Source organism: Micrococcus sp. H39-S4, assembly GCF_027158145.1.
GTDB lineage: Bacteria > Actinomycetota > Actinomycetes > Actinomycetales > Micrococcaceae > Micrococcus > Micrococcus luteus.
Map to the genome: position 1 here is coordinate 221992 of NZ_JAPVLT010000001.1, position 13883 is coordinate 235874.

Annotated in this window: 12 protein-coding genes; all 12 read left to right on the plus strand. The window is 72.8% G+C overall.

All coding sequences use genetic code 11. The features are described 5' to 3' along the window. Positions 1-186: 186 nt before the first annotated feature. The 12 genes from O3T09_RS01060 (at position 187) to O3T09_RS01115 (ending at position 13864) form a co-directional block, all read left to right on the plus strand. Positions 187-2088, plus strand: a complete 1902-nt coding sequence (locus O3T09_RS01060; protein WP_269295275.1) for an acetolactate synthase large subunit — start codon at positions 187-189, stop codon at positions 2086-2088. 12 nt (positions 2089-2100) lie between these two features. After that, positions 2101-2610 carry an acetolactate synthase small subunit gene (ilvN, locus tag O3T09_RS01065; protein ID WP_002854209.1) on the plus strand — a complete coding sequence of 170 codons (510 nt, stop codon included), beginning with the start codon at positions 2101-2103 and terminating at the stop codon, positions 2608-2610. Positions 2611-2646: 36 nt separating this feature from the next. After that, positions 2647-3678 (plus strand): ketol-acid reductoisomerase, encoded by a 1032-nt coding sequence (gene ilvC / locus O3T09_RS01070; RefSeq protein WP_065573668.1) that lies wholly within the window; start codon positions 2647-2649, stop codon positions 3676-3678. Between the two features lie 149 nt (positions 3679-3827). Beyond that, the gene (gene serA, locus O3T09_RS01075; RefSeq protein WP_134416617.1) at positions 3828-5423 is read left to right on the plus strand and encodes a phosphoglycerate dehydrogenase; all 1596 of its coding nucleotides are present in this window, start codon (positions 3828-3830) and stop codon (positions 5421-5423) included. A gap of 64 nt (positions 5424-5487) precedes the next feature. Beyond that, positions 5488-5841 carry a hypothetical protein gene (locus O3T09_RS01080; protein WP_223247527.1) on the plus strand — a complete coding sequence of 118 codons (354 nt, stop codon included), beginning with the start codon at positions 5488-5490 and terminating at the stop codon, positions 5839-5841. Between the two features lie 23 nt (positions 5842-5864). Then, positions 5865-6344 (plus strand): hypothetical protein, encoded by a 480-nt coding sequence (locus tag O3T09_RS01085; RefSeq protein ID WP_223247528.1) that lies wholly within the window; start codon positions 5865-5867, stop codon positions 6342-6344. Further along, positions 6337-7962 (plus strand): methionine--tRNA ligase, encoded by a 1626-nt coding sequence (gene metG / locus O3T09_RS01090; RefSeq protein WP_269295276.1) that lies wholly within the window; start codon positions 6337-6339, stop codon positions 7960-7962. Before O3T09_RS01085 ends, metG begins: the two co-directional genes overlap by 8 nt. Before the next feature lie 71 nt (positions 7963-8033). Then, positions 8034-9110, plus strand: a complete 1077-nt coding sequence (locus O3T09_RS01095) for a 3-isopropylmalate dehydrogenase (protein WP_069941572.1) — start codon at positions 8034-8036, stop codon at positions 9108-9110. A 187-nt stretch (positions 9111-9297) separates the two neighbouring features. Further along, positions 9298-10347, plus strand: a complete 1050-nt coding sequence (locus tag O3T09_RS01100) for a branched-chain amino acid aminotransferase (RefSeq protein WP_069941579.1) — start codon at positions 9298-9300, stop codon at positions 10345-10347. 25 nt (positions 10348-10372) lie between these two features. After that, a complete protein-coding gene (locus tag O3T09_RS01105; RefSeq protein ID WP_269295277.1) occupies positions 10373-12634 on the plus strand; it encodes a carbon starvation CstA family protein in 2262 nt (753 codons plus the stop codon). 1 nt (position 12635) lies between these two features. Next, complete coding sequence (locus tag O3T09_RS01110) at positions 12636-12881, plus strand: YbdD/YjiX family protein (RefSeq protein ID WP_049145181.1); 246 nt, start codon at positions 12636-12638, stop codon at positions 12879-12881. A 188-nt stretch (positions 12882-13069) separates the two neighbouring features. Beyond that, the gene (locus O3T09_RS01115) at positions 13070-13864 is read left to right on the plus strand and encodes a fumarylacetoacetate hydrolase family protein (protein WP_069941575.1); all 795 of its coding nucleotides are present in this window, start codon (positions 13070-13072) and stop codon (positions 13862-13864) included. Positions 13865-13883: the final 19 nt, after the last annotated feature.

Here is a 13883-nt window from a genome sequence, read left to right on the forward strand (position 1 = left end):
CACGGCTGTCGATACTGAGACCACCCCCGAAGGACCCGGCGGCCCGTGTCCCCACCTCAGACTCCGCCACGCCGGCCCGATCCGTCATCGACGCGGCCACGGTCCCCGACGCCCGACGGATCCGAACGACGACCGTCCGACGCCCCCGCGACGGACACGCAGCGACGAACGCAGTGAGGTGACCCCATGAGCACGACCCCCCGCGACGCCCGCGCGGCGGTCCCGCAGGTCCCGACGCCGGCCTCCCGCCCGACGGAGACGGCCCGGGCCCAGGAGCGCCGTCCGGCCCCCCGGCCCGAGATCGTCGAGCCCCGGGTGCCCGGCGAGGGCTCCCGCGTCGAGCCGACCCGGATGACCGGTTCCGAGGGCATCATCCGATCCCTGGAGGAGCTGGGGGTCACGGACGTGTTCGGGCTGCCCGGCGGCGCCATCCTGCCGACCTACGACCCGCTCATGGACTCCGATCGGATCCGCCACATCCTGGTGCGCCACGAGCAGGGTGCCGGTCACGCGTCGCAGGGCTACCACCTGGCCACCGGCAAGGTCGGCGTGGCCATCGCCACCTCCGGTCCCGGCGCCACCAACCTGGTGACCGCCATCGCGGACGCCCACATGGACTCCCAGGCGGTCGTGTTCATCACCGGCCAGGTCTCCTCCGCCGCGATCGGCACGGACGCCTTCCAGGAGGCGGACATCGTGGGCATCACGATGCCCATCACCAAGCACTCCCGGCTCGTGACCCGGCCCGAGGACGTCCCCCAGGCCCTCGCCGAGGCGTTCCACATCGCCGCCACGGGCCGGCCCGGGCCCGTGCTTGTGGACGTCACCAAGGACGCCCAGCAGGGCGAGTTCGAGTTCGCGTGGCCGCCCCGGATCGACCTGCCCGGCTACCGCCCCGTCCTGCGCGGCCACCCCCGGCAGATCCGCGAGGCCGCCCGGCTGATCCGCGAGGCCCGGCGCCCCGTGCTGTACGTGGGCGGCGGCGTGGCCCGCGGCGAGGCCCACGAGGAGCTGCGCGCCCTCGCCGAGCTCACGGGCGCCCCGGTGGTCACCACCCTCACCGCCCGCGGCGTCTTCCCCGACTCGCACCCCCAGCACCTGGGCATGCCGGGCATGCACGGCGGCGTCCCCGCCGTGGCCGCGCTCCAGCAGGCCGACCTGCTGATCACGCTCGGCGCCCGCTTCGACGACCGCGTGACCGGTCACCTGCCCTCGTTCGCCCCCGGCGCCCGCGTGATCCACGCGGACATCGACCCGGCCGAGATCTCGAAGAACCGCACCGCGGACGTGCCGATCGTCGGCCACGTCAAGGAGATCATCCCGGACCTGGTGGCCGAGCTCGCGACGGACACCGAGGCGCTGCCCGACCTCGCCGACTGGTGGGCGGTGCTGCGGCGCCTGCAGGACACCTACCCGATGGGCTGGACCGAGACCGAGGACGGCCTCCTCGCGCCCCAGGAGGTGATCTCGCGCCTGTCGGCCCTGTCCGGTCCCGAGGCCACCTACGTGGCCGGCGTCGGCCAGCACCAGATGTGGGCCAGCCAGTTCGTCGCCTACGAGCGCCCGCGCCAGTGGCTCAACTCGGCCGGCCTCGGGACGATGGGCTTCGCCGTCCCCGCCGCGATGGGGGCGCAGGTGGGCGAGCCCGACCGCGTGGTCTGGGCCATCGACGGCGACGGCTGCTTCCAGATGACCAACCAGGAGCTCGCCACGTGCGTGATCAACCGCATCCCCATCAAGATCGCGGTGATCAACAACTCCTCGCTGGGCATGGTGCGTCAGTGGCAGACCCTCTTCTACGACGGGCGCTACTCGAACACGGACCTGAACACGGGCCACGACACCGCCCGGGTGCCGGACTTCGTCAAGCTCGCCGACGCCTACGGCGCCGCGGGCCTGCGCTGCGACCGTCGGGAGGACCTGGACGACACCATCCGCCAGGCCCTGGCCATCGACGACCGCCCCGTGATCGTGGACTTCGTGGTCTCCCGCGACGCCATGGTCTGGCCGATGGTCCCCGCGGGGGTCAGCAACGACGCGATCCAGGTGGCCCGGGGCATGACGCCCGACTGGGACCAGGAAGACTGAGGAGGGCAACCGATGGAACGCCACACCCTGTCCGTGCTCGTCGAGGACGTGCCCGGCACCCTGACCCGCGTGGCCGGCCTCTTCGCCCGGCGCGCATTCAACATCCACTCGCTGGCCGTGGGCGTCACGGAGGTCGAGGGCCTGTCCCGGATTACCGTGGTCGTCGACGCCGACACGGACCTGCTCGAGCAGGTCACCAAGCAGCTGAACAAGCTGATCAACGTGATCAAGGTCGTCGAGCTCACGCCCGACTCCTCCGTTCAGCGCGACCACCTGCTCGTGAAGGTGCGCGCCGATGCCGCCACCCGCGGTCAGGTCGTCCAGGCGGCCGACCTGTTCCGCGCCCACGTCGTCGACGTGGCCCCGGAGTCCCTGACCCTCGAGGCCACCGGCACCCGTGACAAGCTCGAGGCCTTCCTCGAGATGATGGAGCCCTACGGCGTGCGTGAGCTCGTCCGCTCGGGCACCCTCGCCCTCGCCCGGGGGCCGCGGTCCATGACCGACCGCGCCCTGGCCCGCTGACCCGTCCCGATCCACCCATCCCGTGAGGAGAACAGCATGACCGTGAAGAAGTTCTACGACGACGACGCCGACCTGTCGATCATCCAGGGCCGCACCGTGGCCGTCATCGGCTACGGCTCCCAGGGCCACGCCCACGCCCTGTCGCTGCGCGACTCCGGCGTGGACGTGCGCATCGGCCTCGCCGAGGGCTCCAAGTCCCGCGCCAAGGCCGAGGCCGAGGGCCTGCGCGTCGTCGACGTCGCCACCGCCGCCGCCGAGGCCGACCTGATCATGATCCTCACCCCGGACCAGGTCCAGGCCGACGTGTACGACCAGCACATCGCCGGCAACCTGCAGGAGGGCGACGCCCTCTTCTTCGCGCACGGCTTCAACGTGCGCTTCGGCTACATCCAGGCCCCCGAGGGCGTCGACGTCGCCCTGGTCGCCCCCAAGGGCCCGGGCCACGTGGTGCGCCGCGAGTTCGAGGCCGGCCGCGGCGTGCCCGCGCTGATCGCCGTCGAGAAGGACGCCTCCGGCCAGGCCCACGCCCTCGCCCTGTCCTACGCCAAGGCCGTGGGCGGCACCCGCGCCGGCGTCATCGAGACGACCTTCACCGAGGAGACCGAGACCGACCTGTTCGGCGAGCAGGCCGTGCTCTGCGGCGGCGCCTCCCAGCTCGTGCAGTACGGCTTCGAGACCCTCACCGAGGCCGGCTACCAGCCCGAGATCGCCTACTTCGAGGTGCTGCACGAGCTGAAGCTCATCGTCGACCTCATGGTCGAGGGCGGCATCGCCAAGCAGCGCTGGTCCATCTCCGACACCGCGGAGTACGGCGACTACGTCTCCGGCCCCCGCGTCATCACCCCCGACGTGAAGGAGAACATGAAGGCGGTCCTCGCCGACATCCAGTCCGGCGCCTTCGCGAAGCGCTTCATGGACGACCAGAAGGCCGGTGCGCCCGAGTTCAAGGAGCTCCGCGCCCGGGGCGAGGCCCACCCGATCGAGAAGACCGGCCGCGAGCTGCGCCAGATGTTCTCCTGGCTCAAGGACGCGGACGACGACTACACCGAGGGCACGGCGGCCCGCTGAGCCGCCTGAGCCCCCGACGCCGGCCCCGGGCATCGCGCTTCGGGGCCGGCGTCGCATTCCGGCCACGGTCCGGTCACGCGTCTAGGCTCGGACCGGAGCGCGGGCCGGCCCGCCTCCCATCCCACCGCACCACACCTCCAGGAGCACCCGTGAGCGCAGCCCAGCCCGTCGTCCTGATCGCCGAGGAACTCTCGCCCGCCACCGTCGAGGCCCTCGGCCCCGACTTCGAGATCCGCCGCACGGACGGCGCCGACCGCGCTCGCCTCCTCGAGGACCTGCGCGACGTCGACGCGGTGCTGATCCGCTCGGCCACCCAGATGGACGCCGAGGCGATCGCCGCCGCGCCGCAGCTGAAGGTCATCGCGCGCGCCGGCGTCGGACTGGACAACGTGGACGTGCCCGCCGCCACCGAGGCCGGCGTCATGGTCGTCAACGCGCCGACGTCGAACATCATCTCCGCCGCCGAGCTCACCTGCGGCCACATCCTGGCCGCCGCCCGCAACATCGCGGCCGCCCACGGCTCGCTGAAGGCGGGGGAGTGGAAGCGTTCGAAGTACACGGGCGTCGAGCTGTACGGCAAGCGGCTGGGCGTGATCGGCCTGGGCCGCATCGGCGCGCTCGTGGCCGAGCGCATGAAGGCGTTCGGCATGGAGATCCTCGCCTACGACCCCTACGTGACCACCGCCCGGGCGCAGCAGCTCGGCGCGAGCCTCGTGGAGCTGGACGAGCTGCTCGAGCGCGCCGACGTGGTCACGATCCACATGCCCAAGACCCCCGAGACGGTCGGCATGATCGGCGACGAGCAGTTCGCCCGCATGAAGGACACCGCGATCATCGTGAACGTGGCCCGCGGCGGCCTCGTGGACGAGGACGCCCTCGCCCGCGCGCTCGAGGCCGGGACCATCGGGGGCGCCGGCATCGACGTCTTCAGCTCCGAGCCGGCCACGGACCTGGCGTTCTTCGCGCACGACTCCGCCGTCGTCACCCCCCACCTGGGCGCCTCGACCGCCGAGGCCCAGGAGAAGGCGGGCGTCGCCGTCGCCGGCTCCGTGCGCCTGGCCCTCTCCGGCGAGCTCGTGCCGGACGCCGTGAACGTGGCCGGCGGCGCGATCCACGAGGACGTGCGCCCCGGTCTGCCGCTGGCCGAGAAGCTGGGCCGCGTGCTCACCGCGCTGGTGGGCGAGCAGTCCATCACGGCCGTCGAGGTGGAGATCGCCGGTGAGATCGCCGAGCACGACGTCTCCGCGATGCGCCTGGCCGCCCTGAAGGGCGTGTTCACGGACATCGTCTCGGACCAGGTCTCCTACGTGAACGCCCCCGTGCTGGCCGAGCAGCGCGGCGTCGAGTGCCGCCTCACCACCACCGCGGTGTCCGAGTCCTACCGCAACACCGTCACGGTGCGCGCCGCGACCGCGCAGGGCACCCAGACCGCCGTCACCGGAACGCTCACCGGCCCGCGCCAGGTGCAGAAGCTCGTCGGTGTGGACCGGCACGAGCTCGAGGTGCCGCTGGCCGACCACCTGCTCGTGTTCGCCTACCAGGACCGCCCGGGCGTGATCGGCGTCCTGGGCCAGGCCCTCGGGGTGCAGGGCGTGAACATCGCCGGCATGGACGTCTCGCGCGACGACGAGGGCGCCGCCCTGGCCGTGCTGACCCTGGACGGGGCGCTGTCCGGAGACACCGCGGCCACGCTGGCCGCGGCCATCGGCGCCGCCCGTGCGGCCGAGGTGGACCTCTCCGCCTGACCCGTCGACGCCCGGGCGGGCATCGCGGGGCCGGCGCGCGTCGCCCTGTGTTGAGATGGTGTCCATGTCGCGTCCACCCGAGCCCCGCCCCGCACCCGCCCCGACCGCGCGCGCCGCAGCGGCCCGCCCCGCCACGCCTCCGGGTGTGCAGGGCCGCTGGGCCCGGCGCGCGGCGGGCGGGCTGATCGGCGTCAGTGTCCTGCTCGCCGCCTGGTCGTTCGCCCTCCCCTTCGTGTTCGGGCTGGGCCCGCGGCAGGTGCCGTGGTGGCGCGAGGTCTTCGACGTGAACCACGAGGCCAACCTCACGGCGTGGTGGAGCTCGGGCCTGCTCCTGCTGGGGGCCGCGGGCTTCACCACGGTGGGTCTCGTGCGCCGCGCGCTGGGGCGGACCGGCGGCGGAGCCTGCTCGCGTGGCTGACCCCCGCGGCCCTGCTGGCGGCCATGAGCCTGGACGAATCGACGCAGCTCCACGAGCAGGCCGGCCGGCTGTGGGAGGCCCTGCCGTTCGCGGGGGAGAACCCGCTGCCCGCGTTCCAGTGGCTGATCCTCGGCGCGCCGGCCGCGATCGTCGTCCTCGGGCTGCTCGCGCTGTGCACCGTCGCCCTGCCCCGCCGGACCCGAGCGCTGACGGTGGCGGGCGGCGCGGTGTTCTTCGTCGGCGCGATCGTCCTCGAGGCGGTGCCGCTCGTCTTCGGGATCGGGCGCAGCACCCTGGCCTACCACGTGGCGACGCACGCGGAGGAGCTGACCGAGATGATCGGGGCGTCCGTGCTCGTGGTGGCCCCGTGGGCCCACCTCCACCTGCGGCCTGCGCCGGGCCATCTGCAGGTGACCGCCGACGGCGTCCCGGACGCCGACGCGGACGACGTCGTCCTCGGCGCGGGCCCCAGGCCCGCCGCTAGACTCGACGACTGTGACTGACGCCCGCGCCCCGTACTACCTGACCACGGCCATCTCCTACCCGAACGGCGAGCCGCACATCGGCCACGCCTACGAGTACATCGCCTCGGACGCGATGGCCCGCTTCCAGCGGCTCGACGGGCGGGACGTGCGCTTCCTGACCGGCACGGACGAGCACGGCCAGAAGATGGAGCAGACGGCGCAGCAGCAGGGCGTGAGCGCCCTCGAGCTGGCCACGCGCAACGCCGCCGTCTTCAAGGAGATGGACGACGACGTCCTGGACATCTCCTACGACCGCTTCATCCGCACCACGGACACGGACCACGCCGAGGCCGTCCGCGAGATCTGGCGGCGGATGGAGGCCAACGGGGACATCTACCTCGGCTCCTACGCCGGCTGGTACTCCGTGCGGGACGAACGCTACTTCGGCGAGGACGAGACCGAGGTGGGTCAGGACGGGGTGCGCCGCGCCGTCGAGACCGGCACCGAGGTGACGTGGACGGAGGAGGAGTCCTATTTCTTCCGCCTGTCCAAGTACCAGCAGCCGCTGCTGGACCACTACCGCGAGCACCCGGACTTCGCCGCCCCCCGGTACCGCTTCAACGAGGTCATCCGCTTCGTGGAGGCCGGGCTCGAGGACCTGTCCATCTCCCGGACCTCCTTCCAGTGGGGCATCGACCTGCCGGCGCCCGCGGACCCCGACGCCGGCGACGCCGACCGGCGCGCCGACCACGTCACCTACGTCTGGGTCGACGCGTTGACGAACTACCTCACCGGCGCGGGCTGGCCGGCGGAGGACCCGGAGGCGTTCGCGCGCTACTGGCCCGCGGACCTGCACGTGATCGGCAAGGACATCTCCCGGTTCCACTGCATCTTCTGGCCCGCGTTCCTCATGTCGGCCGGCCTCGAGCTGCCGCGCCGCGTCATGATCCACGGCTTCCTGAACAACAACGGGGCCAAGATGTCCAAGTCCCTGGGCAACGTGGTGCACCCGCGGGAATGGGTGGCCCGCTACGGCCTGGACGCCATCCGCTTCTTCCTGCTGCGCGAGTTCCCGTTCGGCGCGGACGGCTCCTACAGCCACGAGGCCGTGGTGAGCCGCAAGAACGCGGACCTGGCCAACAACCTCGGCAACCTCGCCCAGCGCTCGCTGTCCATGGTGGCCAAGAACTGCGGCGCCGCCGTGCCCGAGCCGGGCGAGTTCACCGAGGCGGACCGCGCCGTCCTGGTCCAGGTCGACGCCCTGCTGGAGCGCTCCCGGTCCGCGTACGCGGTGCAGGACTTCCACGACGCGCTCGAGGGGACCTGGCGCGTGCTCGGCGAGGTCAACGCCTACTTCGCGGACCAGGCCCCGTGGGTGCTGCGCAAGACGGACGAGCCGCGCATGCGCACGGTGCTGTACGTGACGTTGCAGGCCGTGCGCCGGGTGGCCCTGCTCGCGCAGCCGGTGATGCCCGGCTCGGCCTCGCGGCTGCTGGACCTGCTCGGCGTCCCCGCCGAGGGCGACGCCGGCCGCACCGGCGCGTCCGGCACCGGCCCGCGGTCCTTCGCCGCGTTCCACGAGGACCTGGTCCCCGGCACGCCGCTGCCCGCCCCGCAGCCGGTCTTCCCGCGGCACGAGGAGCCCGCCGAGGACTGAGCCCGTCCGGAGGGTGAGACCGGGTGTCACACGATGTGGTCCTCACGCGTGCCCCGCGTAGCCTGAGGGCCATGACCGAGACCACACGCAGCTCCGCAGACCCCTTGGACATCGCCGTCATCGGCGGCGACGGCATCGGCCCCGAGGTCACCGACCAGGCCGCCGCCGTCCTGCAGGCGGCGCTGCGTGCCGAGGGGCGTCCGGAGGCCCGGCTCACCCCGTATCCGCTGGGTGCGGAGCACTGGCTCGAGACCGGCGAGGCGCTCACGGACGAGGTCCTCGAGTCCCTTCGCCGCCACGACGCGATCCTGTTCGGGGCCGTCGGCGCCGCGCCCGGGGACGAGCGCATCCCGTCCGGGCTGATCGAGCGCGGCATGCTGCTCAAGCTGCGCTTCGCGCTGGACCACGGCGTGAACCTGCGCCCGGCCACCCTGCTGCCCGGCGCCGTCAGCCCCCTGGCCGCGCCCGGCGAGATCGACTTCACCGTGGTGCGCGAGGGCACGGAGGGGCCGTACGTGGGCAACGGCGGTGCGATCCGCGTGGACACCCCGCACGAGATCGCCACGGAGGTCTCCGTGAACACGGCGTTCGGCGTGCGCCGCGTCGTCGAGGACGCCTTCCGTCGCGCCGACGCGGGCGAGCGCAAGCGCCTCACGCTCGTGCACAAGCACAACGTCCTGGTCCACGCCGGCCACCTGTGGCGCCGCACCGTGGAGTCCGTGGCGGCCGACTTCCCCGCGGTCACCTGGGACTACATGCACGTCGACGCCGCCATGATCTTCCTGGCGACGGACCCGGCCCGCTTCGACGTGATCGTGACGGACAACCTGTTCGGGGACATCATCACGGACCTCGCCGCGGCCGTGACCGGCGGCATCGGGCTCGCCGCCTCCGGCAACATCAACGTCGAGGGCACGGCGCCGTCGATGTTCGAGCCGGTCCACGGCTCCGCTCCGGACATCGCGGGCCAGGGGATCGCCGACCCCGTGGCCGCCATCCTCTCCGCCGCCCTGCTGCTCGAGCACGTGGGCGAGACCGGCGCCGCGGCGCGCGTGCGCACCGCGGTGTGGGCGCACCTGAAGGACCGGGTGGACGGCGCGCGGGGCACCACCGCCGAGGTGGGCGCCGACGTCGCCGCGCGGGTCTGACGCGCGGGCCCGGCGCGTCGACGCCGGGTCTAGGATGGGGCGACGGCCTGTGGCGTGTGCCACGCCCGGCGCCGTGGCCCCCGCGCGTCGTGCCCGGCACCGGAGCCGTCCCCATCCGCCACCCGTCACGAGGAGTGATCCCACCGTGTCCGAGACCGTGTTCACGCGGCAACCGCATCTGTCCCCGATGTCCGATCAGCAGCGCGTCGAGATCCTCCAGGACCCCGGTTTCGGCAACGTCTTCACGGACCACATGGTCTCGATCGACTGGACCTGGGACGAGGACGGCGGCGCGTGGCATGACGCCCGCGTGGAGCCCTACGGCCCGCTGTCCCTGGACCCCGCGGCCGCCGTGCTGCACTACGGCCAGGAGATCTTCGAGGGCCTGAAGGCCTACCGGCACGAGGACGGGTCGGTGTGGACGTTCCGCCCCGAGGCCAACGCGGCCCGCCTGAACCGCTCCGCCCGCCGCCTGGCCCTGCCGGAGCTGCCCGAGGAGCTGTTCCTCGGCTCGCTGCAGGCCCAGCTCGAGGCGGACCGGGCCTGGGTGCCCACCGGCCCGGGCCAGTCCCTCTACCTGCGCCCCTTCATGTTCGCCTCCGAGGCGTTCCTCGGCGTCCGCCCGGCCCGGCAGGTGCGGTACATGGTGATCGCCTCGCCGGCCGGCAACTACTTCGGCGGCGAGCTCAAGCCGGTGACCATCTGGGTCTCGCGTGACTACGCCCGCGCCGGCAAGGGCGGCACGGGCGCGGCCAAGACCGGCGGCAACTACGCCGCCTCGCTGCTGCCCCAGCTGCAGGCCGCGGCGAAGGGCGCCGACCAGGTCGTGTTCCTCGACCAGTACCACGACGACGCGATCGAGGAGCTCGGCGGCATGAACGTGTTCTTCGTGCACGCCGACGGCCGCCTCGTCACCCCGGCGCTCACCGGCACGATCCTCGAGGGCGTCACCCGCTCCTCGATCCTCCAGCTCGGCCGGGACATGGGCCTGACCGTCGAGGAGCGTCGCGTCACCCTCGCCGAGTGGGCCGAGGGCGTCCGCTCGGGCGAGATCACCGAGGTCTTCGCGTGCGGCACCGCCGCCGTCGTGACCCCGATCGGCCGTCTGCTCGACGGCGACGACGTGATCGAGTCCGCCGGCGGGGCCGACGTGGCCCTGAAGATCCGCACCGAGCTCGAGGGCATCCAGACCGGGCGCGTCGAGGACCGCCACGGCTGGCTGCACCGCCTCGTCTGACCCCACCCCACGAACGGAGACCCCCGTGAGCTCGCACCGCTCCTCCGCGGCCGCCGAGGGCGCCCCACTCCCGGCCACGACGCCGGAAGACCTCCCGCCCACCGAGGCCGCCGGCCGGCCCCGCTGGACGCCCGCGAAGATCGCCGTCTGGGTGGCCGTCGCCCTGCTCGGCGGCGTCGCCTGGACCATGCTCGCCCTGCACCGCGGCGAGACGATCAACGCGATCTGGTTCGTGTTCGCCGCCGTGGCGACGTTCGCGATCGGCTACCGCTTCTACTCGAAGTACGTCGAGCGCATGATCGTCCACCCGGACGACACCCGCGCCACCCCGGCCGAGTACCGGGCCGACGGCCGGGACTACGTGGCCACCGACCGCCGCGTGCTCTACGGCCACCACTTCGCGGCCATCGCCGGCGCCGGTCCGCTCGTGGGCCCCGTGCTCGCCGCGCAGATGGGCTACCTGCCCGGCACCATCTGGATCATCGTCGGCGTGATCCTGGCCGGCGCGGTCCAGGACTACCTCGTCCTGTTCTTCTCGATGCGCCGCGGCGGCCGCTCGCTCGGCCAGATGGCCCGGGACGAGCTGGGCCGCGTCGGGGGCACCGCCGCGATCGTCGCGACCCTGCTGATCATGGTGATCATCACGGCCATCCTGGCCCTCGTGGTGGTCAACGCCCTGGGCGAGTCCCCGTGGGGCGTGTTCTCCGTGGCCATGACCATCCCGATCGCGCTCTTCATGGGCGTGTACCTGCGCTGGATCCGCCCGGGCCGCATCACCGAGATCTCCGTGATCGGGTTCGTCCTGCTCCTGGCGGCCATCATCGGCGGCGGCTGGGTGGCCGGGACCGAGTGGGGCGCGGCCCTGTTCACCCTGGACCGCACCACCATCGCCTGGGCCGTGATCATCTACGGGTTCGTCGCGGCCGTGCTCCCCGTGTGGCTGCTGCTCGCGCCGCGCGACTACCTGTCCACCTTCATGAAGATCGGCGTGATCGCCGGTCTCGCGCTGGCCATCGTCGTCGTGCAGCCGCGCATCGGCACCCCCGCGTTCTCCGAGTTCGCCTCGGGCCAGACCGGCCCGGTGTGGCCCGGTTCGCTGTTCCCGTTCCTGTTCGTCACCATCGCGTGCGGTGCGCTCTCCGGCTTCCACGCGCTGATCGCCTCGGGCACGACGCCCAAGATGGTGGAGAAGGAGCGGCAGACCCGCTTCATCGGCTACGGCGGCATGCTCATGGAGGCCTTCGTGGCGGTCATGGCGCTCGTGGCGGCCGTGTCCATCGACCGCGGCATCTACTTCGCCATGAACGCCCCCGCCGCGCTCACCGGCGGCACCCCGGAGACCGCCGCCGACTTCGTCATGGGTCTCGGCCTGGCCGGGGTGAACCTCGCCCCCGGGGACCTGACCCACCTGGCCGACCTCGTGGGCGAGGAGACCGTGGTCTCCCGCACCGGCGGCGCCCCCACCCTCGCGGTCGGCCTGGCGCACATCATGGGCCAGCTCGTGGGCGGCGACGCGCTCATGGGCTTCTGGTACCACTTCGCGATCATGTTCGAGGCGCTGTTCATCCTCACCGCCGTCGACGCCGGCACCCGCGTGGCCCGGTTCATGCTGCAGGACTCCCTGGGCAACGTGATCCCGCGCTTCAAGGACACCTCGTGGCGCGTGGGCGCGTGGGTCTGCACGGCCATCATGGTGGCCGCGTGGGGCGCCGTGCTGATCATGGGCGTCACCGATCCGCTGGGCGGCATCAACACGCTGTTCCCGCTGTTCGGCATCGCCAACCAGCTGCTCGCGGCGATCGCGCTCGCCGTCGTCCTGACGATCGTCGCGCGCCGCCGTGACTTCCGGGGGCTGTGGATCGTGGCGCTGCCGCTGGCGTTCATCACGGTGGTCACCACCGTGGCGTCGTTCCAGAAGATCTTCTCCTCCGTCCCGGCGGTGGGCTACTGGGCGCAGCATCGCGCGTTCCAGGACGCGCTGGCGGCGGGGAAGACGAGCTTCGGCGCCGCGAAGTCCGTGCCGGCCATGGAGGCCGTGGTCCGGAACACGGCCATCCAGGGCACGCTCTCCGTCGTCTTCCTGGTGTTGGCGCTGATCGTCATCACGACGTCGGTGCTCGCCACGGTGCGCGCCTTCCGCGGCACCGAGGTCATCGACCACCAGGACCCGTACGTGCCCTCACAGCGCTTCGCCCCGGCCGGGCTGTTCGCCACGGCCGAGGAGAAGGAGCTGCAGCGGCAGTGGGACGCCCTGCCGGCGGACCGGCAGCCGGTGCGGGGTCACTGACGTGGCCGATCCGCGCGCGACGCCGGCCGGGCCCTCCACCGCGGAGGGCCCGGCCGGCCCGTCTCGGCCCGGGGTGTGGGCCCGGGTGCGCTGGTGGGTCCGCCAGCTCTCCGGAGAGGGGAAGTACGACGCGTACGTGGCCCACCACCGGGCCCACCATCCGGAGCGCGCGCCGATGACCGAGCGGGAGTTCTGGCGGGCCGAGTACGCGCGCCAGGAGGCCAATCCGGGCAGCCGCTGCTGCTGAGCGGTCTCGACCCGCCCCGCACCGCGCCGCACCGCGCTGAGCCAGACGAATCCGCCCGCGAGCCAGACGAATCGGTCTCCTCAGGCCGTCCGCCGCGGCCGAATCGTCTGGCTCGCGGCGTCAGCGGGGCCGGAATCGGGTGGGTGTCCGGCGACGGCGACCGCCGCTCACCCACTACGCTGACCCCCATGCGCATCGCCCGTTTCGTGGACCAGGCCGAACCGACCTACGGCATCGTGGAGGGCCCGGCGGACGCCGACCTCTCCGAGCTGAGCATCACCGCCCTGCAGGGTGACCCGTTCTTCCACGGGATCCAGCCCACCGGCGCCACCCACCGTCTCGAGGACGTGCGTCTGGTCGCGCCGATCATCCCGCGCTCCAAGATCGTCGGCGTCGGCCGCAACTGGGCCGACCACGCGAAGGAGCTCGGCAACGAGGTGCCCACCTCGCCCCAGTTCTTCCTCAAGCCGAACACCGCCGTGGTGGGGCCGAACGAGCCGGTGACCCTGCCGAGCTGGTCGGAGGAGATCTCCTACGAGGCCGAGCTCGCCGTCGTCATCGGCACCATCTGCAAGGACGTGCCGGTGAGCCGCGTGGACGACGTCGTGTTCGGCTATACCGTGGGCAACGACCTCACCGCCCGCGACGCCCAGCGCACCGACCTGCAGTGGGCCCGCGCCAAGGGCTTCGACGGCGCCTGCCCGCTGGGCCCGTGGATCGAGACCGAGCTGGACGTGGAGCCGGCCGGCGGCCTGCGCATCACGTCTCGGCTCGACGGCGAGACCCGCCAGGACGGCACGACGGCGGACATGGTCTTCGGCGTCCGCGAGCTCGTGGCCGCGGCCTCGGAGATGTTCACCCTCCTGCCCGGCGACGTGATCCTGACCGGCACCCCGGGCGGGGTCGGGACGGTCCAGGAGGGCCAGCGCGTCGAGGCCGAGGTCGAGGGCATCGGCGTCCTCGCCACCGTCTTCCGCCGCTGACGCTGGCGCCCGACGACGG